Origin of the sequence: Brevibacillus sp. FSL L8-0520, assembly GCF_037963895.1 — a bacterium.
GTDB lineage: Bacteria > Bacillota > Bacilli > Brevibacillales > Brevibacillaceae > Brevibacillus > Brevibacillus borstelensis.
Genome location: NZ_CP150171.1, coordinates 2,448,143 through 2,469,166 on the forward strand (window position 1 = coordinate 2,448,143; position 21,024 = coordinate 2,469,166).

General features: G+C 53.4%; 22 protein-coding genes. All 22 read left to right on the top strand.

Features of this window, described 5'->3' with window-relative positions:
- Positions 1-17: 17 nt before the first annotated feature.
- The 22 genes from NSQ24_RS12245 (at position 18) to NSQ24_RS12350 (ending at position 20,996) form a co-directional block, all read left to right on the top strand.
- Positions 18-983: a polyprenyl synthetase family protein gene (locus NSQ24_RS12245; RefSeq protein WP_003387083.1), complete on the top strand. Its 966-nt coding sequence runs from the start codon at positions 18-20 to the stop codon at positions 981-983.
- Positions 984-1,086: 103 nt separating this feature from the next.
- Positions 1,087-1,530, top strand: coding sequence for a nucleoside-diphosphate kinase (gene ndk / locus NSQ24_RS12250; RefSeq protein ID WP_003387082.1), 444 nt, complete (start codon positions 1,087-1,089; stop codon positions 1,528-1,530).
- Positions 1,531-1,680: 150 nt separating this feature from the next.
- A complete protein-coding gene (locus NSQ24_RS12255) occupies positions 1,681-2,454 on the top strand; it encodes a protein-glutamate O-methyltransferase CheR (RefSeq protein WP_003387081.1) in 774 nt (257 codons plus the stop codon).
- 73 nt (positions 2,455-2,527) lie between these two features.
- Positions 2,528-2,695, top strand: a complete 168-nt coding sequence (locus NSQ24_RS12260) for a hypothetical protein (protein ID WP_170208335.1) — start codon at positions 2,528-2,530, stop codon at positions 2,693-2,695.
- A gap of 181 nt (positions 2,696-2,876) precedes the next feature.
- On the top strand, positions 2,877-4,037 hold the full coding sequence (aroC, locus tag NSQ24_RS12265; protein ID WP_003387080.1) for a chorismate synthase: 1,161 nt from the start codon (positions 2,877-2,879) through the stop codon (positions 4,035-4,037).
- Positions 4,037-5,137, top strand: coding sequence for a 3-dehydroquinate synthase (gene aroB, locus NSQ24_RS12270; RefSeq protein ID WP_003387078.1), 1,101 nt, complete (start codon positions 4,037-4,039; stop codon positions 5,135-5,137). Before aroC ends, aroB begins: the two co-directional genes overlap by 1 nt.
- A gap of 6 nt (positions 5,138-5,143) precedes the next feature.
- Complete coding sequence (gene aroH / locus NSQ24_RS12275; RefSeq protein ID WP_024984995.1) at positions 5,144-5,509, top strand: chorismate mutase; 366 nt, start codon at positions 5,144-5,146, stop codon at positions 5,507-5,509.
- Positions 5,510-5,948: 439 nt separating this feature from the next.
- Positions 5,949-7,466, top strand: coding sequence for an anthranilate synthase component I (gene trpE, locus NSQ24_RS12280; protein ID WP_031933264.1), 1,518 nt, complete (start codon positions 5,949-5,951; stop codon positions 7,464-7,466).
- Positions 7,460-8,485 carry an anthranilate phosphoribosyltransferase gene (trpD, locus tag NSQ24_RS12285; protein ID WP_339167899.1) on the top strand — a complete coding sequence of 342 codons (1,026 nt, stop codon included), beginning with the start codon at positions 7,460-7,462 and terminating at the stop codon, positions 8,483-8,485. The genes trpE and trpD overlap by 7 nt, the downstream gene beginning before the upstream one ends.
- Positions 8,475-9,284, top strand: a complete 810-nt coding sequence (trpC, locus tag NSQ24_RS12290) for an indole-3-glycerol phosphate synthase TrpC (protein ID WP_251237474.1) — start codon at positions 8,475-8,477, stop codon at positions 9,282-9,284. The genes trpD and trpC overlap by 11 nt, the downstream gene beginning before the upstream one ends.
- Positions 9,281-9,925, top strand: a complete 645-nt coding sequence (locus NSQ24_RS12295; RefSeq protein ID WP_024984999.1) for a phosphoribosylanthranilate isomerase — start codon at positions 9,281-9,283, stop codon at positions 9,923-9,925. Before trpC ends, NSQ24_RS12295 begins: the two co-directional genes overlap by 4 nt.
- The gene (gene trpB, locus NSQ24_RS12300; RefSeq protein ID WP_003387071.1) at positions 9,922-11,154 is read left to right on the top strand and encodes a tryptophan synthase subunit beta; all 1,233 of its coding nucleotides are present in this window, start codon (positions 9,922-9,924) and stop codon (positions 11,152-11,154) included. The genes NSQ24_RS12295 and trpB overlap by 4 nt, the downstream gene beginning before the upstream one ends.
- On the top strand, positions 11,151-11,969 hold the full coding sequence (gene trpA, locus NSQ24_RS12305; RefSeq protein ID WP_243014307.1) for a tryptophan synthase subunit alpha: 819 nt from the start codon (positions 11,151-11,153) through the stop codon (positions 11,967-11,969). The genes trpB and trpA overlap by 4 nt, the downstream gene beginning before the upstream one ends.
- A 30-nt stretch (positions 11,970-11,999) precedes the next feature.
- Positions 12,000-13,094 carry a histidinol-phosphate transaminase gene (hisC, locus tag NSQ24_RS12310; RefSeq protein WP_003387069.1) on the top strand — a complete coding sequence of 365 codons (1,095 nt, stop codon included), beginning with the start codon at positions 12,000-12,002 and terminating at the stop codon, positions 13,092-13,094.
- Between the two features lie 70 nt (positions 13,095-13,164).
- Positions 13,165-14,265 (top strand): prephenate dehydrogenase, encoded by a 1,101-nt coding sequence (locus NSQ24_RS12315; RefSeq protein ID WP_024985000.1) that lies wholly within the window; start codon positions 13,165-13,167, stop codon positions 14,263-14,265.
- Between the two features lie 114 nt (positions 14,266-14,379).
- Entirely contained in the window at positions 14,380-15,660 is a 1,281-nt protein-coding gene (aroA, locus tag NSQ24_RS12320) for a 3-phosphoshikimate 1-carboxyvinyltransferase (protein WP_339167902.1), read from the top strand.
- A 314-nt stretch (positions 15,661-15,974) separates the two neighbouring features.
- Positions 15,975-17,096: an amidohydrolase family protein gene (locus NSQ24_RS12325; RefSeq protein ID WP_251237476.1), complete on the top strand. Its 1,122-nt coding sequence runs from the start codon at positions 15,975-15,977 to the stop codon at positions 17,094-17,096.
- A gap of 147 nt (positions 17,097-17,243) precedes the next feature.
- Entirely contained in the window at positions 17,244-17,834 is a 591-nt protein-coding gene (locus NSQ24_RS12330; protein ID WP_003387065.1) for a sigma-70 family RNA polymerase sigma factor, read from the top strand.
- Between the two features lie 14 nt (positions 17,835-17,848).
- Entirely contained in the window at positions 17,849-18,478 is a 630-nt protein-coding gene (locus tag NSQ24_RS12335) for a zf-HC2 domain-containing protein (RefSeq protein ID WP_231504352.1), read from the top strand.
- A 120-nt stretch (positions 18,479-18,598) separates the two neighbouring features.
- On the top strand, positions 18,599-19,537 hold the full coding sequence (locus NSQ24_RS12340; RefSeq protein WP_003387063.1) for a tetratricopeptide repeat protein: 939 nt from the start codon (positions 18,599-18,601) through the stop codon (positions 19,535-19,537).
- 118 nt (positions 19,538-19,655) lie between these two features.
- Entirely contained in the window at positions 19,656-20,771 is a 1,116-nt protein-coding gene (locus NSQ24_RS12345) for a hypothetical protein (RefSeq protein WP_227277475.1), read from the top strand.
- Between the two features lie 9 nt (positions 20,772-20,780).
- Positions 20,781-20,996 carry an IDEAL domain-containing protein gene (locus tag NSQ24_RS12350; protein WP_003387061.1) on the top strand — a complete coding sequence of 72 codons (216 nt, stop codon included), beginning with the start codon at positions 20,781-20,783 and terminating at the stop codon, positions 20,994-20,996.
- Positions 20,997-21,024: the final 28 nt, after the last annotated feature.

The window sequence follows — 21,024 nt, forward strand, 5'->3', positions numbered from 1 at the left end:
GAAAATAGGTGGAGCGGATGAACCTAGTCGATATATACTTTGAGATGAAAAAAGATGTGGAGTACATCGAAAATCAGTTGGAGCTGTCCATCGATACGGGAGTGCGGGAGCTGTATCAGTCGTCCACGCACCTGCTGAAGGCGGGAGGGAAGCGCATCCGTCCCGTATTTGTGTTGCTTGGTGGAAAGTGGGGGTCCTATGACGTGACCCGGCTCAAGTACGTGGCAGTTCCGCTCGAACTGATTCATATGGCCACGCTTGTGCACGACGATGTTGTCGACAATGCGGACAAGCGTAGAGGCCGGGATACGGTCAAAACAAAATGGGACAACAAAGTAGCGATGTACACCGGCGATTACATTCTTGCCCGGGCGCTGTCGATTGTGACGGAGCTGAAAATTCCTCAGCTCCACCAGATTTTGGCCAACGCGATCGTCGAAATGGTCAAGGGAGAGATCGAGCAGGTGCGGGCTCTGCACAGCTGGGATCAAAATTTCCGTATGTACCTGCGCAGAATCAAGCGCAAGACCGCTCTCTTGATCGCGATCAGCTGCCAGATGGGGGCGATTGCGAGCGGAGCGACAGAGGATCTCGTCCGCAGGATGTACTGGTACGGCTACAATGTCGGGATGGCTTTTCAAATCACGGATGACATCCTTGACTTTACCGGTACGGAAAAGCAATTGGGCAAGCCTGCGGGAAGCGATTTGCGCCAGGGCAACATTACCCTTCCCGCGATGTACACGGCTCATCACGGCATTGCTCGGGAACAGTTTCAAAAATGGATTCGGGAGGATACCTTCTGGAACCATGTGGACGAGGCGATCCAGCTGGTGAGAAAAGACGAAGGCATCGCTTTTTCACAGAGGCTGGCGGAGCGCTATATCGCCAGAGCGCGCAGCATTATCGCCGACCTGCCGAACAATTCAACGAAAAAATCGCTGATCGGTGTGGCCGATTTTATTATCGATCGCAAATTTTAGCGTTTTTTGCTGAGGAGCAGGTTGATTGCCCCTCTATCTTTTGATAAAATTTCTGATGGTGTGTGAAATACCAATACATAGCTATACTGGAGGCAACCTTACGATGGAAAAAACGTTTCTGATGGTAAAACCTGATGGCGTACAACGCAACCTGATCGGAGAGATCGTTTCCCGCTTCGAGAAAAAAGGCTTCCAACTCGTTGGAGCAAAGCTGATGAATGTTAGCCGCGAGCTGGCTGAACAGCACTATGCTGAGCATAAAGAGCGCCCGTTCTTTGGTGAACTGGTTGACTTCATTACCTCCGGACCTGTATTCGCGATGGTATGGCAAGGCAACAACGTGATTTCCACCGCTCGTTCCATGATGGGCAAAACCAACCCTGCAGACGCTGCATCCGGAACAATCCGCGGCGACTTCGCAACTTCCGTTGGCATGAACATCATCCACGGTTCCGACTCTCCAGAAAGCGCTGAGCGCGAAATCGCTCTGTGGTTTGGCCAAGGAGAAGTTCTTTCCTACGAAAAGACGATCCAACGCTGGATCTAAGCTCTTGAACAAAGAGCAATCACGCAGATGGATAAAGACTCCGCTAAGGGGTCTTTTTCTTTTATTCGCGAATCTGCAACAAAATTCGGCAGGATTTTGTCAAAAAAACGCGAATCGCATGAGTAAGTCGTCGAAAGGGGATTTCGAAGTATGGAAGACAAGGATTTTCTCCAGTTCATCGCCAGCGTAAAAAAAATGACAGGAATTGACCTCGCACTCTACAAGGAAGCACAGATGAAACGGCGGCTTACTTCGCTCCGCTTGAAACGGGGTTATACGACATTCGCTCAGTACTTCGAGGCGATCGCAAAAGACAAAGAGCTGTTTTACGAGTTTCTCGATCGCATGACGATCAACGTGTCGGAGTTTTTTCGCAATCCGGGGCGTTGGGAAGTGCTTGAAAATAAGATCTTGCCCAGGCTGGTACGTCAGTCTCCGCGTCTGAAATGTTGGAGTGCCGCATGTTCGACGGGAGAAGAGCCTTACACACTGTCGCTCTTGCTGCTGCGCCATCGCTGGGACGCTTCGGTGCTGGCATCGGATATTGACGAAGGAGCGATCGCAAAAGCAAAGCAAGGGGTTTATACAGAAAGAGCCTTGCAGGATTGTCCAAAAGATTTGCTGGACAAATATTTTCAAAAGGACAGCTTGAGCTACCGCATTTCAGATGAAGTAAAAAAACGCGTGAATTTCCGCAAGCACAACCTTCTGGCCGATACGTTCGAATCCGGGTTTGACCTGATCATTTGCCGCAATGTGATGATCTACTTTACGGAAGAGGCCAAGCATGAGCTTTACCACAAATTCAGCCGTGCCCTAAAGCCTGGCGGCGTCCTGTTCGTCGGCAGCACGGAGCAGATTTTTCAGCCGCAGCAGTACCAGTTTGAAACAGAGGATACATTCTTTTACCGAAAATTAGGGTAAAAGGAGCCGAGCGGGTATATCCATGCTGTTTTTTCCCAACACTATGAATAACAAGCCGATAGGGAGGAAGCAGATGGATAAGCATAAGGTCATCGAGGCATATCGAAGAGGCTTGATCACTCTCCAGGAGTGCGGTCAAATTCTTGGTGCGGAAAAAACGCAGGTGGATGACCTCGTCCGCGCAGATCATAGCCGGCGTTCGGTTCCTTCGAATCCTTTGTTTTTGGCTGATTATTACTAAACTGGACGTGACAGCAGACGCTTCTCCGAAAAGAGAAGCGTTTTGTCTAGATTCAGAAAGTTTCCCACTTTTGTATTTCCTCGGGGTAATAGGTATGATATTATAACGCTTAAAAGTGATAAAGGACAGCGCCCCCGTTCGGGAAAAGAAAGTGCTGCCTGGAGGATGGAGGAAGCGAGAGATGCGTTATTTGACAGCAGGGGAATCGCACGGGCCGCAATTGACGGCGATAATCGAAGGGATTCCAAGCAACCTGCCGTTCTCTGTCGAGGCGATCAATGAACAATTGGCGAGACGGCAAAAAGGTCACGGTCGAGGCCGAAGAATGCAAATTGAAAAGGACCAGGTGAAGGTACTCTCCGGTGTCAGACACGGTTATACAACCGGGGCTCCGATCACGCTGGTCGTCGAAAATAAAGACTGGGCCCACTGGCAGGGCATCATGAGTGTCGAGCCGGTCGAGGGTGCTGAAGAAAAACGCCGTGTTTCCCGGCCGCGCCCTGGTCATGCAGACCTGAATGGAGCGATCAAGTACCATCAGCGCGATATGCGCAATATTCTGGAGCGGTCCAGCGCCCGTGAGACGACGATTCGTGTCGCTGTCGGGGCGGTAGCCAGACAATTGCTGGAGGCGTTCGGCATTCGCGTTGGCGGACAGGTGCTGCAGATCGGCAATGTCGTTGCCAAAAGAATCGATCTTCCTCTGGAAGAGCTGATTGCCCGCACGGAAGAATCCCCTGTTCGCTGTCTCGATGAGGAGGCTGCACAGCTGATGATGGCTGCGATCGATCAGGCGAAGCAGGACGGAGATTCGCTGGGCGGAATCGTCGAGGTGATCGTCGATGGCGTTCCGGTCGGCCTGGGCAGCCATGTTCAATGGGATCGAAAGCTCGATGGCCGTTTGGCGCAGGCAGTCATGAGCATCCAGGCGTTCAAAGGCGTCGAAATCGGGATCGGATTCGAAGCGGCAGGACGGCCGGGATCGCAGGTTCATGATGAAATCGTCTGGAGCGAAGAGACCGGATACAGCCGAAAATCCAATCGGGCAGGGGGGCTGGAAGGCGGCATGACGACCGGAATGCCTGTCGTGGTGCGTGGCGTCATGAAGCCGATTCCGACCCTGTACAAGCCGTTGATGAGCGTTGACATTGATAGCCGCGAAGCGTTTTCAGCCAGCATCGAGCGCTCCGACAGCTGCGCGGTCCCGGCCGCGAGCGTAGTGGCTGAAGCAGTGGTCGCTTGGGAAATCGCGTCGGCGATGTGCGAGAAGTTCCCATCCGATTCGCTCGATGACATGCTGGAAAACGTCCGCCAATACCGTGCTTATACGGAGAAATTCTGATGAATAGAGAAATCTTGCGAGTTGAACTGGGCGAACGCTCGTATCCGATCGTCATCGGCGACGGCCTCTTGCAGCAGGCGGGGCCCATGCTGCGGGAGGCGGGGCTGGCCCCGACGTCCAAGTTATTCGTGGTTACGGATGAAAACGTGGCACCGCTTTATCTGCAAACGCTGAAAACCGCCTTGGAAGCGGAGGGATACGCTGTCCATTCCTTTGTGATTGCGTCCGGAGAGCAGTCAAAAAGCCTCGCCGTGTATGAAGCAGTGATGACCGCAGCGATTTCTGCCGGATTGGACCGCAAATCGGCTGTCCTCGCCCTTGGCGGCGGGGTAGTAGGTGATTTGGCAGGCTTTGTCGCTGCGACTTACATGCGCGGCATCGCTTTTGTCCAAGTGCCGACAACACTTTTGGCGCACGACAGCTCTGTCGGAGGAAAGGTAGCGATCAACCATCCCCTCGGGAAAAATCTGATCGGCGCCTTTCACCAGCCGCGGCTCGTTCTATACGACACATCCACAATCCGCTCATTGCCGGAGAGGGAACGTGCTGCCGGTTTTGCGGAGGTGCTCAAGCACGGTTTGATTGCCGACGAGACGTTTGTTTCCTGGCTGGAGGCAAACGCAGAAAAGCTTTGGCAGCTGGATTCTGAATTGTTGAGCAAAGCGATTTATCGCGGCTGTGAAGTGAAGGCGAACATCGTTTCGGCAGATGAAACCGAGCAGAATCAGCGGGCGCTGCTTAATCTGGGGCATACGTTCGGGCATGCCTTTGAAGCCCTCTGCGAGTATTCGACGCTCAATCACGGCGAAGCGATCTCAATCGGGATGTGCCTCGCAGCGAAGGTGGCGGAGCGCATGGGGATTGCGCAGGCAGGCGTTCACGATCGTACCCGGAGGCTTCTGCGGCAGTATCAATTGCCGACAGAATGGCCGCACAAGCTCGATCCGGCAAAGGTGTTGGAAGTGATGAAGCGCGATAAAAAGGCTGTCGGCGGCAAACTGGCGCTTGTTTTGCCGCGGGCTATCGGCGCCGTAGAATTGTTTTCTCAGGTAGACGAAGAACTTATCTTGTCAGTCATGAATGAAGAATCGGGGGCGTAAGAGAAAATGGGAGTGCGAGGAATACGAGGAGCCATTACGATAGAAAAAGATACGAAAGAGGAGATTGTCTCTTCCACCAAGCTGTTGCTTGAAGAAATGGTCAAGCGAAATCACGTTTTACCAGATGACATCGCCAGCATCTTAATCACGACGACTGAGGATGTAAAGGCGGCGTTTCCTGCTCAAGCAGCCAGGCAGATCGAGGGCTGGCAATACGTTCCGTTGATGTGTGCCAGAGAGATACCGGTGCCGGGAAGCCTGCCTTCCTGTATCCGTGTCATGATGCTGGTCAACACCGATAAAGCAGCAGCCGAAATCGAGCACGTCTTTATGCGGGATGCCGTAAAATTGCGGCCGGATTTGGTAAAGTAGATTGACATCATGGGCACCCTCTTTTAGTATAGTAAAAAACGAGGGTGCCTCGTTTTACCGGTAACAAGCAAAACCGGCAGAGTAGAGATTGAGCAGAGTTGAGTGAAGAAGAGTTAGGCTGAGGAGAGAAGAGCAAGCTGGGATTGTGCATGCATACACAATCAATCCAGGGATCCTCCTGGTTTTTTTATTCTCCCCCTATCTCTTCCTCTAACACGCAGGTGTCAAAAGAGGAAGAGGATCAAGAGCCGTGGCGGGATCTGCCCATGCCCCGGGACAGAATCGGCCAGTGCACGCCCTGTGCATCGATAGCAGACAGCATACGAGGAAAAGGCGCACAATTTCGACGACTTGTGCTTGGGTTTCCTTTTGCTCTGCTTGCGAAGGCTTCTTCCCCCTATACTCTTTTGGCACCTCGACAAAAGAGGTGAGAGTATTCATGTTTACCCCATCCTTGACAGAAGTCCAGTCACTGGCGAAGTCATACTCGCTGATTCCGGTTCGTATGACACTGCTGGCTGACCAAGAAACCCCCATCCGCTTGTATCAGAAGATTCGTACACCCCATTCTTTCCTGTTGGAAAGTGTGGAGGGAGGCTCCCGCTGGGCCCGCTACTCGTTCATCGGGCTCAATCCGTTTCAGACCGTCGAAGCAACCGGCAACCTGATTGCGGTCAAGAAACGAAACGGAGAGCAGTTTACGCTCGAAGGGAACCCAGTCCATTACCTGCGTGAGGAAATGGAGCGCTACAAGAGTCCGAAGCTAAGTCATTTTCCCCGTCTCAGCGGCGGAGCCGTCGGATTTTTTGGCTATAACACCCTGCATTACTTCGAACAATTGCCGCGCCATCGGCAAGACAGCCTGGAGCTGCCGGATATGCGCTTCTTGTTTGCCGACGAGATCATCGCTTTTGACCACTTGAAACTGGAGATCCAGCTGATCGTCAACCTCCACGTGGAGACGGATGACACCCCGGAGCGCATCAGTGAAAAGTATGCGGCAGTATGCAGCAGACTGGAGGAGCTGGCCGTCCGGGTGACAGCCCCGGGACAAGATGGGAATCAACGGCTTCCGTTGGGGGAAGTGCCGGCACGGAAAATAGCGGTTGAGAGCAACATGAGCCGCGAAGCTTACGAGAAGATGGTGGAAGCAGCGAAGTCGTATATTGCCGCAGGGGATATTTTCCAGGTGGTGCTCTCCCAGCGCTTCCGGGCCGCGACAGAGGTTGATCCGTTTTCCGTCTACAGAGTGCTGCGGACGCTAAATCCATCCCCGTACATGTACGTTCTGCAGTACGATCAGGAAACGATCGTCGGCACTTCTCCGGAGCTTTTGGTGAGGGTAGAGAACGGCAAGGTGGAAATGCGCCCGATCGCCGGTACGCGAAAGAGGGGCAGCTCTGCCGAGGAAGACGCCAGGCTGGCGGAAGACCTGTTGAATGACCCAAAAGAGCGGGCTGAACATTACATGCTGCTGGATCTTGGGAGAAATGACGTGGGCAGAGTGTCGCGCTACGGCAGCGTTCAGGTCGAAGAAGCACTTGTTATCGAAAACTATTCACATGTCATGCACATGGTCTCTCACGTAACGGGACAGCTGCGCGAGGACGCCCATCCCTTCGACGCTTTGCTGTCAGCCTTTCCGGCCGGAACGGTCTCGGGTGCGCCCAAGCTCAGGGCTATGGAAATTATCGCTGAATTGGAGCCGGATTCCCGCCATCTGTACGCCGGGGCAATTGGGTACCTGGCGTTTGACGGGACGATGGATACGTGCATTACAATCCGGACGCTGCTGTTCCAGGGAGGATACGCCTACGTCCAGGCAGGTGCAGGGATCGTAGCCGATTCCGATCCGGCGGCAGAGTACCAGGAATCCGTGAACAAGGCGGCGGCGATGCTGGCGGCTTTGGAAAAGGCAGAGCAGCTTTTCGCCCGGAAGGAGGAGCCGATATGCTGAAGAAAGCGTTGGAAAAAATCATTGGCGGATGCGATCTGGACCGAGTGCAAGCGGAAGCAGCCATGGGTGAGATCATGGATGGCAAAGCGACGGCGGCACAGATCGGTGCTTTTATGGCGGGCATGCGGATGAAAGGGGAAAGCGTCGAAGAAATCATCGGATTTGCAAAAGCGATGAGAGACCGAGCGGTGCAATTTCCTCTTGATGTCCCTGGCATGGTCGATACATGCGGTACCGGCGGAGACGGCAGCCACACCTTCAACATCTCGACAGCAGCGGCTATTGTGGCGGCCAGTGCAGGCGTGCCGATTGCCAAGCACGGGAACCGGGCCGTATCGAGCAAAAGCGGGAGCGCCGATGTGCTTGAGGCGTTAGGCGTGCCAATTACCCTTTCCCCGGAAGATGCAGCCGATTGCTTGCGAGCGACGAACCTTTGCTTTTTGTTCGCTCCGCTCTACCATCAGGCGATGAAGCATGCAGCCGGCCCGCGCAAAGAGCTGGCGGTCAGGACCGTTTTCAATCTGCTCGGCCCGCTGACCAACCCGGCGCGCGCAAAGTACCAGCTGCTCGGTATATATGACGCCAAGCTATTGCATACCGTTGCTGAAGTATTGCGTGAATTGGGTGTCGAGCGGGCGCTGGTCGTGGCTGGCGCGGATGGTCTCGACGAGCTGACAGTGACGGGGACCAGTTATATCTCCGTGCTTCGCGACGGCATCATTACCAATTACGAAATCGAGCCGGAGCAATTCGGACTAAAGCGATATTCCCTGGATGCCCTGCGGGGCGGGGACGCCAAGGAAAATGCGAAAATCATAGAGGACATCTACAACGGGAAGCGAGGCGCAGCCCGCGACATCGTACTCCTGAATGCGGGAGCAATCCTCTATCTTTCCGGCAGAGTCAGCAGTATCGGCCACGGTGTCATAACCGCTGCCGAATTGATCGACGATGGCATTGTGAAGGAAAAATTGGAACAATTTCGGCAAGTGGCAGGAGGGCTGATTCATGCTTCTTAAAATTGTGGAGAGAAAACGGGAGGAAGTGGCGCAGCTTCGGGCCGCCACCAGCATGGCAAAGCTGCTGCAGGAGGCAAAGGAAATGCAGCCGGCCAAGGGCTTCGGGAAAGCTTTGCTGCACAGCAGCCGCCCTGTCAGTGTGATTGCCGAGGTGAAAAAGGCTTCGCCGTCAAAAGGATTGATCCGGCCCGATTTTGATCCGGTAGCCATTGCCCAAAGCTATGCTGCTGCCGAAGTTGAATGCATGTCGGTGCTGACCGATACTCCTTTTTTTCAGGGAAGCAAAGCGTATCTGAAGGACATCAGAAAGGCCGTTTCCCAGCCTTTGCTGCGCAAGGATTTTATGATCGACCCACTGCAGGTAGTCGAAGCGAGAGCCTGCGGTGCCGATTGCATTTTGTTGATCGCTGCTATTCTTGATGGGCCACAGCTAAAGGAGCTGGCCGAGACGGCAACGGAGCTTGGCATGGACTATCTGATCGAGGTTCATGACAGGCGGGAGCTGGAATCGGTATTCCAAGTTGTCACACCGACTCTTTTGGGCATCAACAACCGTAATTTGCATACGTTTCAGACCGATCTGGCTGCTACCAGCGAGCTTGCGGCTCTGGTGCCTGCCGGGATTCCGATCATCAGCGAAAGCGGGATAAACAGCGTGGACTGCGTAGCTTATGTCCAAGAAGCCGGGGCGCGTGCAATTCTGGTAGGGGAGCATTTCATGCGCCAGAAGAACGTCACTCAGGCCGTGCTTGATCTGGTCGGGAAAAAAGCGGAGAACAGCGAGCAGGTGAGGTTATGACGAAGATCAAGATTTGCGGCATTAAACGAGCGGAGACACTTGCATGTCTCACAGCATTGGCTGTCGATTACGTCGGATTTGTTTTTGCGCAAAGCAGGCGTCAAGTGACGGCTGAACAAGCTGGAGCCATAATGAACACAGTGCCGGGTCATCCACCTGCTGTCGGGGTGTTTGTAGATCCGACACTGGCCGAACTGGAAGAGGTTCTGGAACAGGCCGAACTTTCCGTGATCCAGCTCCACGGCCGTGAAACCCCAGATTTTTGCCAGCAAGTACAGGAACGCTTCTCCTTGCCGGTCTGGAAAGCAATGGCGGTGGGAAGCGACAACGGCGCTCATGCAGGGGCAGAACAGATAGAAGCGTACCTTGGCGTGACAAATGCCCTGCTGTTTGATACGTATGATCCGGCGCTGGCAGGAGGGACGGGGAAACGCTTTTCCTGGGAGCAAATCCCGCTTCTGCAACAATCGGCGTCGCCGCTCCCCTGTATTATTGCTGGCGGGATTCACGCAGAAAACGTCGGCGAGCTGATCAGGAATTACCGGCCGTCCGTGATTGACGTTTCGAGCGGTGTGGAAACAGAGGGAGAAAAGGACGAACAGAAAATACGAGAATTTGTCGGAAGGGTGAGAGAGGCATGACAACGACGGAAACGCAGGCAAAGCAAGTACCTGATCAGTACGGACGGTTTGGGGCTTTTGGGGGGAAATACGTTCCGGAGACGCTGATGAACGCTCTGGCTGAGCTGGAGGCAGCATTTGCCGATGCGCAGGCTGATCCGGCTTTCCGCAAAGAGCTGGGCGATTTGCTGCGCGAATATGCCGGCAGACCGACTCCGCTCACTTACGCCGATAAACTGACCGAACATCTCGGCGGTGCCCGGATTTATTTAAAACGCGAGGATTTGAACCATACCGGCGCCCACAAGCTCAACAACGCCTTGGGTCAAGGGCTGCTGGCCAAACGGATGGGCAAGACCTCCATTATCGCAGAGACGGGCGCTGGCCAGCACGGCGTTGCCAGTGCAACGGTAGCAGCGAAGCTGGGCTTGTCCTGCAAAGTGTTTATGGGAACGGAAGATATCAAGCGGCAAGCGCTGAACGTCTTTCGGATGAAGATGCTGGGAGCCGAGGTGATTCCGGCAGAATCGGGCTCGCGGACACTGAAGGATGCCACCAATGAAGCGATCCGATACTGGGTGTCCCATGTGGATCAAACCTTTTATGTCATCGGTTCGGTCGTCGGCCCGCATCCGTATCCTTACATGGTCCGGGAGTTTCAAAAAATCATCGGCGAAGAGACACGTGCACAAATACGGGAGATGCTCGGACGGCTTCCGGACGAAGTGATTGCCTGCGTCGGCGGAGGGAGCAACGCCATCGGGATGTTCTATCCGTTCATCCAGGACGATGCCGTTTCGTTGCGCGGAGTGGAAGCGGCAGGACACGGTATCCAGACAGACAAGCATGCCGCGACGCTCAGTCTCGGCAGGCCGGGTGTCATCCACGGGGCCATGACCTATCTATTGCAGGATGAGTACGGCCAGGTACAAGAGGCGCATTCGATTTCCGCCGGACTTGATTATCCGGGCGTAGGTCCGGAGCATTCGTACTTGAAAGATACGGGACGGGTGCATTACACGTCGGTTACGGATGACGAAGCTTTGCAGGCGGTAGAGCTGTTGTGCCGTACAGAGGGCATCATTCCTGCACTGGAGAGCGCCCATGCCGTAGCGGAAGCAATCAAGCGGGCGCCGCACATGTCCTCTGACCAGGTCCTGGTCATTTGTCTGTCGGGAAGAGGAGACAAAGACGTGGAAACGATTCAGCATGCATTGGAGACGAGAGCAGCAGGAGGGGAAGCAAAATGAACCAGAGAGAAAATCGAATTGATCGCCTGTTTGCCGACCGTACACGCAAACGGTTCATCCCTTTTTTGACCGTGGGAGACCCTAGCCTGGAGGCTACATTCCAACTGGCGCACGGCCTTGTAGAAGCGGGGGCAGACCTTTTGGAGCTCGGCGTTCCCTACTCCGATCCGCTGGCAGATGGACCTACGATACAAAGAGCCTCGCAAAGGGCACTGGCCAACGGAGTGACGATCAAGGACGCGCTTGAACTGGTGGAGCGTCTGCGTCAATCCGGGATGGAGACGCCGCTCGTGCTCTTCACCTACATCAACCCGGTCCTGCAATACGGGATCGATCGCCTGTTCGCTGATTTGGCGGCGAAGGGAGCTGACGGGATCGTCATTCCCGATTTGCCCGTGGAGGAGAATGCCCCTGCAGTAAAAGCGGCTACGGCGCATGGACTCCACGTCATTTCACTGGTCGCTCCAACCTCGGAGGAACGCGTTCGAACAATTGGCGAGCAGGCCACCGGCTTTCTATACTGCGTCTCTTCGCTTGGCGTGACCGGCGCGAGAGCCAGCTTGAGCGAGGATTTGGCTGACTTCCTGCAGCGGGTCCGCTCTTCGACAAAGGCACCTACGGCCGTCGGTTTCGGCATTTCTACGCCGGAGCAGGTAAAGGCAGTTGCTCCTCACACGGACGGGATCATTGTCGGCAGCGCCATCGTGATGGAAATCGAGCGTCAGCGCGAGCTGTTGGCGGATCCAGATCGGGTAGAGGAAGGTGTCGAAAGAATAAAAACCTTTGTACATCAGCTGACGAGTGCGCTACAATAAGGGGAAAAATGTGACTGGAGTGAAGTGTGGATGCGACCCAAGCAGCGTATTCTCAGCGCCCCGGTTTACCAGCCGGGAAAGCCGATCGATGATGTGAAAAGAGAATTCGGCTTGACAGAAGTTATCAAACTGGCGTCCAACGAAAATCCTTACGGCTGTTCACCCAAGGCCAAAGAAGCGATTGCAGCGCAGTTGGATTCGCTCGCACTCTACCCGGACGGAGCAAGTCTCCAGCTTCGCTGGGATCTGGCAGACTTCCTCGGTGTAAAGCCAGAGCAGCTGATGTTTGGAAACGGATCGGATGAGATTGTTCTGATGATTTCCCGGGCTTATCTGGAACCGGGAACCAATACGGTAATGGCAACTCCGACGTTTTCCCAATACCGTTCCAACGCAATGGTGGAGGGTGCCGAGCTGATCGAGGTGCCGCTGAAAGACGGCGTTCACGATCTGGAGGCCATGGCGTCCGCGATCAACGGGCAGACGAGGGTAGTCTGGGTGTGCAACCCGAACAATCCGTCCGGAACGATTGTCGGCACGTCCGAGCTGGAGGCGTTTCTGAAGAAGGTGCCAAAAGACGTCCTCGTTGTGATGGATGAAGCGTACTACGAGTATGTCGTGGACGAAGCGTATCCGCAGACCATCCCGATGCTCGCACAGTATCCAAACCTGATCATTCTTCGCACTTTCTCCAAGATTTACGGTCTGGCTACGCTGCGTGTCGGCTATGGTATCGCATCCGAAGAGATCATCAGCCATTTGGACCACGTCCGCGAACCGTTCAACACCAGCTCGCTTGGCCAGGCTGCCGCTCGCGCTGCGTTGAAAGACCAGGAGTTCGTCAAGGAATGCAGCAGACGAAACCGGGAAGGCTTGAAGCAGCTCACAGACCGGTTTGACGAGTGGGGATTGTCCTACTACCCGTCTCAAACGAACTTCGTCCTGGTCAATCTGAACCTCGATTCCGATGAAGTGTTCAAACAACTTCTGCAGCAGGGAATCATCGTCCGCTCCGGCAAGGCGCTCGGCTTTCCGGGATATCAGCGCATCACAGTGGGAACGGCAGAGCAAAACGAAAAGGTATTGCAGGCTTTGGCCAATATCGTCGTGGGAGCAGGAAAATAAATGCAAGAATGCCGGTGTTCAGCATCCGGCATTTTTGTCTAGACATACACAGAGAGGATAGAGTGTGGAGATGAAGACCACCATCGCAATTATCGGGGTCGGTTTGATCGGCGGGTCCATCGCGCTTTCGCTGCGCCAGGACCCGCAGGTGAGTGTCGTCGGCTTCGACGTGCGCCAGGAGTGCCTGGACAAGGCGCTTACTTCCGGTGTCATACACGCCGGAACGACTGATCTGCAGACCGCCGTCAGAGAAGCAAACATTATTTTTATCGCTGCACCGGTGGAGCAAATTTACGCTACATTGGACAGGCTTCCGTCCTTGTCCCTGCAGCCGGGAGTCATCGTCACGGATGTGGGGAGCACAAAATCCGGCATTGTCCGCTACGCACGGGAGAAAATGCCAAGAGAAGTCACCTTCATCGGCGGGCACCCGATGGCGGGATCGCACAAGTCGGGGGTCGAGGCGGCGTCTGACCGGCTGTTTGAAAATGCCTATTACGTGTTGACTCCGGCATCTGATGTTCCGGAGGATCAGGTGGAGAAATTGGCCAGCTTGCTTGCTTTGACACGAGCCAAAGTGATTCGCATGGACCCGGATGAACACGATCAGGTTGTCGGTTCGGTCAGCCACTTCCCGCATATTTTGGCGTCGGCTCTGGTGAATCTCGTCGCCAGCTACGACGACAGCAATCCGTGGCACCATCGCTTGGCTGCTGGCGGCTTTCGCGACATTACGAGGATCGCATCAAGCAACCCGAGGATGTGGCGGGATGTTCTGCTGAACAACAGGGAGCATCTCCTGCGTATTGCCGAGGATTGGGCGAAAGCGCTGGATAATGTCATGGGGCTTGTAAAAGAAGGAGATGCCGAACAGATCGAGCATTTCTTCCGGACCGCCCGAGATTTCCGAGACGGCCTTCCCGAAAGAAAAAAGGGAGCAATGCCTCCGCTGTACGACTTGTATATCGATATCCCGGACCATCCGGGGGAAATCGGCCGGATTACGACTTTGCTTGGCGCGAAAAACATCAACATCACCAATCTCCAGATTCGGGAAACCCGCGAAGATATACTCGGTGTCCTGCGGATAACGTTTCGCAGTCAGCTCGAATTGGAAAAGGGCGAAGAGCTGCTCTGTTACTTCGGATATAACGTATACAGACGGGAGTAGTTTGCTCATACGATCCCGCTTTGGGGGATAGACGCTTTGCTGTGCGAATGCACGTGCGTGGACAGAATATAGCTACGATACGTAGAAATACAGAGAAAAAAGGGGAGAGTCACTGTGCTGCGCGTTCAACGAGCAAGTCAGATCAACGGAACCGTTCGAGTACCAGGAGATAAATCGATTTCCCATCGCGCCGTCATGTTTGGCGCGCTGGCAGAAGGAACAACAAGTATTGAAGGCTTCCTCCCGGGTGCCGATTGTTTGAGCACGATCAGCTGTTTTCGCAAGATGGGCATAGAGATTGAGCAGGACAAGGACCGGGTCACCGTTCACGGCCAGGGCTGGTACGGACTGCAGGAGCCTTCCCAGCACCTCGACGTAGGAAACTCCGGTACGACCATTCGGTTGATGGCCGGCATTCTCGCTACCCAACCGTTTCACAGTGTGATGGAAGGGGACGAATCCATCGCGAAACGCCCGATGTGCAGAGTAATCGGACCGCTCCGCCAGATGGGGGCAAAAATCGATGGGCGAAAGGATGGGGAATACACGCCGCTCTCCATACGTGGAGGGGAGCTGCAAGGGATATCGTATCAATCCCCTGTGGCCAGTGCCCAAATCAAATCGGCGATTTTGCTCGCCGGCATGCAGGCAAACGGCGTTACGAGTGTGACCGAGCCGCATCTATCCCGAGATCACACGGAGAGAATGCTGCAAGCGTTCGGCGTCAAGCTCGTCCGCGACGGCTTGACCGTTTCAATTGAAGGCGGGCAGAAATTGAAGGGGAGAGCCATTCAGGTCCCAGGAGACATTTCCTCTGCAGCCTACATGATTGCGGCAGTGATGATGGTGCCGGGCAGCTCTCTGCTGATCGAAAATGTGGGGATCAACCCAAGCCGCACCGGAATTTTGGATGTCGTAGACAGAATGGGCGGAAAAATTGAGCGGATCAACGAACGAGTGGTCAATGAAGAGCCGGTCGCAGACCTGCTCGTGACCTATTCCGAGCTGCAAGGAATCGAGATCAGCGGCGACATCATCCCCCGGCTGATCGATGAAATCCCCGTTATTGCTGTAATGGCGACGCAAGCTGGCGGACGCACCGTCATCAAGGACGCGGAGGAGTTAAAAGTAAAGGAAACGGACAGAATTGCCACTGTTGTGAGCGAACTGTCAAAGCTGGGAGCAAAGATCATCGCGACGGAGGATGGCATGATTATCGAGGGACCAACTCCGCTGAAGGGTGCAGTCATCGACAGCTTTGGCGATCATCGGATCGGAATGGCCATGGCGATCGCAGGGCTGGCAGCAGAAGGGGAAACGCTGATCGAGAATGACGACGCCATTTTGGTTTCATTCCCTGGCTTTCCTGACGTTCTCCAGAGCATCAGTAAATAGCGAAACGATGAAACAACGAGACGAACCCGTGCTGATCGCGGGTTCGTTTTTTGACTAGTGAAGACGGGATAAGCCTCGAAAAGAATGGACAGAAAAATAGGTAAAAAAGTGTTTGACAAGCGCTTACATTCAGATATAATAAAGGTACAGTATGGTTTCTCTCCACTCCTATCCAATATAATAAAGCACAGATGTGCTGCCGCCGTTTGAATGCGCTTACATTGACGGTGGCTTTTTTTTGTCCTTTTTTCCTCCACCCATGCATATGCTCGTACTGGAAGAGCGTCCATCTGCGGATGGAGGAGGGACGAGCTATGGCAATGAACGAACTGGTTATTCGAAATGGAACTGTTGTAACCGCGAGCGGTATTGTCGAAGCAGACATTTGGATAGAGGACGGGAAAATCAAACGGGTGGCCAAGGAGCTGTTACGGGTGTACAGAGATACCGACCAGCCGCTTGAAGAGTGGGATGCCTCCGGAATGTACATTTTGCCGGGCTTTCTTGCCTTGCCCGATAAATCCTATGCGAAAATCAGAAGCTTGGAAGAATATCTGCATGCCGTCCGTTCTTTGGCAGCAAACGGCTACACCTGCATGACCGATGTGCTGCACGTAGATCCTTGGAAAAAATCCGATCAATGGCGGTATCAGGCTGCCATTCATTTCAACAATGTCATCGACTATACGATGGTGGTGGAGGTCTCCGCCAGCCAAATGGCGCATGGACTGGTTCGGCAGCTTTGCTTGGAAGGATACAGGTCGATCAGGGTGACCGTTCGCAAGCAGGAAGAAATTAACCGTCTGGAATGGGAAACGTTTTCCCCGATACTTACGTCTTATAGGGTGCTACTAACTTTGCACATACCGGACGATTCCGCTATTTCACGGGAGGAAAAGCGAAATATGCACAGGCAATGGCTCAGGCGCTGCCGCTTCTGGCAGATTCGCACATGGGTCAAGGCCGATTGGGCACAGGCTTTGGAGTCATTTGATGATTTCTACCATGTGTATCAAGTAAAGGGGATGACCGCAGATCATGCGCTCCGTTTTCTGGCCGAGCATCCTTTCCGCTCGCTTTCCGTAATGGCTTCGCTGGACAGCGTCCAGGTAGATCTGAGGCGTACGAAGTGGCTGGATGCGGAATTGCTCCGCTTACTCGTCAAGCTCTGTTCGACAAATACCGCCAAGGCATTGGGGCTTTACCCACGCAAAGGGTGCATCATTCCCGGTGCTGACGCAGATCTTTTATTCGTGAAAAAAGAACAATGGTTGACAAAATTTGATCTTTACACTATTCTCAATTTTAGCGAAATCCGCCTTCCAACATCTGTTATGTCGAACGGAAAGTGGATTTTTGCCGAGCAGCAATTTGCCGCAACCATAGGCATGGGACGATGCCATCTGGACATCAAGCCATACAATTTTGTCATGTGACCCCAGATTTGGGGGTTTTTTCGTAAAGGATTCCGGGTACCTGACGAGAAAAAGATTTGTCAGGTCAGCGCAACTTTTTACATCCCTGGCAGTCTAAACATACAAAGACTGCGGAGGGATCGGAATCGCAAGGAGGTAATCCTGATCATGACCGATTCCCAGCTTATCCGCGAAATAAAAGAAGGTAATCTCGAATGCTATGCCGAGTTGATACGTCGGTATGAAAAAAAGATTCTTGCATTTATCACGCATCTGCTCCGTCAGGCACATCTGGAGCATGTGGCAGAGGATTTATGCCAGGAGACTTTTTACAAGGCGTACAAGAGCATTCATTCGTTCCGTGATGTAGAAGCGACCTTTTCTACCTGGCTCTACACCATAGCCCGCAATTCCGTATTGAGCGAGCTGCGCAAGAGCCGGAATTCGGATGTGTATCTCGAAGATACTTTGCAGGTGCCGTTGGCTTCGTTTGAACGCTTGCCGGAGCAAGTGCTGCTTCGCAACGAGCGGGAGCATCTCGTTCGCCAGGCGATTAACAATTTGCCTGAAAAACAGCGCTCCGCCCTGATTTTGCGGGAATACGAGCAAATGGACTACAATGAGATAGCCGTGATCCTCGATTTGACAGTGAGTTCAGTGAAATCTTTGCTGTTTCGAGCGCGGCAGAGCATCAAGACTCAATTGGAAGCCTACATCCTGGACCCTCATTTGGATGAAGCTGAAGGGATGAATCGATGATGAGATGTGAAGATGTGCAAGATAAGTTGCCGGATTACGCAGATGGACAACTGCCCGATGTAACGCGGCGGCGTGTCGATCATCATTTGGCTGCATGTTCTTCCTGTCGCTCAGATTACGAACTGTGGAAGGACAGCAGCGAGTGGATGGAGACTGACAAAGAGCGGTACCATTCCATTGCGCCCACCAAGTCGATCGTGGATGCGGTCATGGCGCGTATTCTGTCAGAAGAGAAGTGGGCGATTCCGTTTGGCCGAAAGGTGTTTTCGGTTACAGCGAGAATGCGTCGCATCGGTGCGTGCGCCGCTGTCGTTTTGTTGATGCTTTGTACGTTTACGTTGTATGTAAACACAAGCAATGCAGAACAGGCAAACTCTCTTTTGATCGGCGGCGAGGTTTTGGCGATGGGCAAACAGGCGCAAGTCGTGACCTCCTCCATGCAGACCGAAGACGGTACATATATCGTCGAATCGGATCAGTTAGTCTCTGAAGGACAGCCGCTTGCCAATGCGACGGCCTCTATTGTACCGATGGACGGAAAGCAGGGAGCCAGCGAGTATGAAAGCCCAAATTACGCCGTCGTCCTCAGTGTGTTTGGCATTTTGGTAACCGTTTTGACAATGAGCTGGTTTACGCGGGCTTAATGGTTTATCTTTATAGTATCGTCCTATTTGGGAAGACCGTCTTCGGACGGTCTTTTGCAGCTTGTTTTGATATAAAGCTTGTACATAAGAAATGCCACCCTATAGATGAGGTGAACAAAAATGACGAAACAGTGGCTGTATGTGATCGACGAAGCGATCAAGCGGATTGAGAACGATGAAGTGGAGCTAGGGCTGCAAGCGCTCCAAAAGGTTCAGGAGCATGGCAAGGATTTGCCGGAAGTGATGCTGTATCTGGCGGAGGTGTGGTATCGATTGGGCCATCTGGATGAAGCGGCGGAATTGCTTGCAGAGGTCATGAAGGCAAATCCTGAGCTTGATCCGCCGCTGCGACGGGAGTGCCAGCTGCTCCTGGCGGAAATTGCGCTGGATGGGAACGATTTTGAAGCGGCGCAGCACATCTTGTACGAATTGAAGGAGTCCGGCTATGAGAACCTGCGGCTGGACCTATTGCTGACTGATCTGTACGCCATGCAAGGGCTGGATGAGGTCGCCATCAAGTACCTGGAACAGGCGCGCCAGAAGGAACCTGACAACAAGGAAATTCTCACGGCGCTTGGGAACATGTACTTCCAGATCGGCAAAGATGATGAAGCGATGAAAGCGCTGGAACAGGCCGGGGAGCAAAGTGTGGAGCTGCTCCTCTCGAAGTCCCGCGTTCTGGCTCAGAATGGAGACTTTGAGCAGGCTTATCATCTGTACCAGCATGCTCTCGAACAGGAGCAAAGCGCAGAGATTCTGTACGGCTGTGCCCTGATGGCTTTTCATACGGGCAATGTCGAAGAGGCAGCTGATTATGTGGGAAGATTGCTCGCGCTGGATGAAGAGTACGTCGCCGGGTATCCGTTGGCGGCTGACATTTTCCTCTCCATGGGGAAAACGGAAAAATCGATCGAAGCGCTTGAGCAATACGTGGAGCTGTCGGGCTTCGATCTCGATCAAATCCGCAGGCTGGTCGCCCTGTTGACGCAATCCGGACGCTATGAGGACGCAAAAGAATACCAGAAGCTGCTCGATGCTTGGAATGTAGACGAAGAGTAAATGCGGGCAAATTGCTTGTTTCCTAGGGAAGTCACTATTGTGGCTTCCTGTTTATTTTGCCGGAAATTGGACAAGAATGGTGGGTAACAAAAGCCTTCGTTAAGGAAGGGATGCCCAGATGAACTTGGCAGAGATTTTAGTCTACACCGACATCCGGCAGCTCAATCAGATGGCCGACCATTACGGCTGTGAATGCAATCCTCACTCAAAAAACGAATTGATCACTACGTTGCTGGCCAACTTGCGCCATAAGCAGACAATCTCCCGCGAGATCGAACAGTTGTCGCCGGAAGAGACGCATTTTTTTCTGCTCCTGTTCTTGGACAAGCGCACGGAGATGTCTCTGGAGGACCTTCTCGCAAAGGCCGGCGTAGCTTTGGATGCGAAGAAGGAAGGCAAGCAGGAGGAGGCCCGCAAATACGTAGCGAAAGCGATGAAGCGCGGCTGGATTTTTCCGGCAAAAAGCAGGACGATCGGACAGTACCAGGTGCCGCTGGACATCAGAGAGCCGCTTCTTCACACTTGGCTGCAAAAATGGCAGAAGGACGAAAATGCATTCGTTTTGGAGCCGGATGCGTATCGGGATGAAGGCACGGCCCTTGTTGACGATATCATGCAATTTTTGCGATTTCTTCAGCGGGAGCCCGTCCCATTGACTGCAGAAGGCGGGATGTACAAACGGTATCAGCAGCAGGTGCTTCAATTTTTGCAGGTGAAGGAGGAGCCGCTCACGCCGGAGCGCTGGCGCTTTGGCTACGGTCTGCATTTTGATCTGTATCCGGACAGGTTTTCTCTCATCTACGATTTTTGCTACTACCAGAGGTGGATCGAAGAGGTTCCGGGTCAGGTATCACTCACGGAAGCGGGCAATGAACAATTGCAGAAACCGTATAGTGACGCATTGTATCACGAAGTCATCCGCTTCTGGATGAGGCTGTACAAGCGTGCCATACCGAATCTGCCCATGCTCGTCCAACTGATACCGATGATGGCAGCAAGCGGCTGGGTCACCCAGACGGCTCTTGCGAGAAGTCTTCTTCCCTGGATTCGCGCTTTTTACTATGATGATCCGAACAATATTCTGGTGAATCGGATTTTAAAAATGATGGTCCACCTTGGCTTGATTCGCGTCGGCCAGTCGGGTGAAGAGTGGATTTACTCCGGGACGTACGCCAGCCAATCTTGGCTTCGCAAATACAATGGATTCACAGAATCTACCATTTTATTGAAGTGAGGGATGTGCATGGAGTGGCCAAATTTTTATTCGAATACATATGGAACGAACAATCAGCAAGTATCCGGTTTGCTTTCCGAAATGCTGATCGACGAGCAAGTGCGGCTGTACCGGAAGAGAACGCTGTACCAGGAAATTGACGAAGCTTTAGCGGAAAAGGACAAGGAGCGCTTCCTCGTCTTGACGAACGAGCTGCGTGAAATCATGGCTTACGAAGCCACGTAGTTTGGGAAAGGACAATTGCTAGAGCTGC

What these genes read in the sequence shown, in the direction of transcription:
- NSQ24_RS12245 (WP_003387083.1), top strand. Translation starts at nt 18, where the DNA reads ATGAACCTAGTCGATATATACTTTGAGATGAAAAAAGATGTGGAGTAC.
- ndk (WP_003387082.1), top strand. Translation starts at nt 1,087, where the DNA reads ATGGAAAAAACGTTTCTGATGGTAAAACCTGATGGCGTACAACGCAAC.
- NSQ24_RS12255 (WP_003387081.1), top strand. Translation starts at nt 1,681, where the DNA reads ATGGAAGACAAGGATTTTCTCCAGTTCATCGCCAGCGTAAAAAAAATG.
- NSQ24_RS12260 (WP_170208335.1), top strand. Translation starts at nt 2,528, where the DNA reads ATGGATAAGCATAAGGTCATCGAGGCATATCGAAGAGGCTTGATCACT.
- aroC (WP_003387080.1), top strand. Translation starts at nt 2,877, where the DNA reads ATGCGTTATTTGACAGCAGGGGAATCGCACGGGCCGCAATTGACGGCG.
- aroB (WP_003387078.1), top strand. Translation starts at nt 4,037, where the DNA reads ATGAATAGAGAAATCTTGCGAGTTGAACTGGGCGAACGCTCGTATCCG.
- aroH (WP_024984995.1), top strand. Translation starts at nt 5,144, where the DNA reads ATGGGAGTGCGAGGAATACGAGGAGCCATTACGATAGAAAAAGATACG.
- trpE (WP_031933264.1), top strand. Translation starts at nt 5,949, where the DNA reads ATGTTTACCCCATCCTTGACAGAAGTCCAGTCACTGGCGAAGTCATAC.
- trpD (WP_339167899.1), top strand. Translation starts at nt 7,460, where the DNA reads ATGCTGAAGAAAGCGTTGGAAAAAATCATTGGCGGATGCGATCTGGAC.
- trpC (WP_251237474.1), top strand. Translation starts at nt 8,475, where the DNA reads ATGCTTCTTAAAATTGTGGAGAGAAAACGGGAGGAAGTGGCGCAGCTT.
- NSQ24_RS12295 (WP_024984999.1), top strand. Translation starts at nt 9,281, where the DNA reads ATGACGAAGATCAAGATTTGCGGCATTAAACGAGCGGAGACACTTGCA.
- trpB (WP_003387071.1), top strand. Translation starts at nt 9,922, where the DNA reads ATGACAACGACGGAAACGCAGGCAAAGCAAGTACCTGATCAGTACGGA.
- trpA (WP_243014307.1), top strand. Translation starts at nt 11,151, where the DNA reads ATGAACCAGAGAGAAAATCGAATTGATCGCCTGTTTGCCGACCGTACA.
- hisC (WP_003387069.1), top strand. Translation starts at nt 12,000, where the DNA reads ATGCGACCCAAGCAGCGTATTCTCAGCGCCCCGGTTTACCAGCCGGGA.
- NSQ24_RS12315 (WP_024985000.1), top strand. Translation starts at nt 13,165, where the DNA reads ATGAAGACCACCATCGCAATTATCGGGGTCGGTTTGATCGGCGGGTCC.
- NSQ24_RS12325 (WP_251237476.1), top strand. Translation starts at nt 15,975, where the DNA reads ATGGCAATGAACGAACTGGTTATTCGAAATGGAACTGTTGTAACCGCG.
- NSQ24_RS12330 (WP_003387065.1), top strand. Translation starts at nt 17,244, where the DNA reads ATGACCGATTCCCAGCTTATCCGCGAAATAAAAGAAGGTAATCTCGAA.
- NSQ24_RS12340 (WP_003387063.1), top strand. Translation starts at nt 18,599, where the DNA reads ATGACGAAACAGTGGCTGTATGTGATCGACGAAGCGATCAAGCGGATT.
- NSQ24_RS12345 (WP_227277475.1), top strand. Translation starts at nt 19,656, where the DNA reads ATGAACTTGGCAGAGATTTTAGTCTACACCGACATCCGGCAGCTCAAT.
- NSQ24_RS12350 (WP_003387061.1), top strand. Translation starts at nt 20,781, where the DNA reads ATGGAGTGGCCAAATTTTTATTCGAATACATATGGAACGAACAATCAG.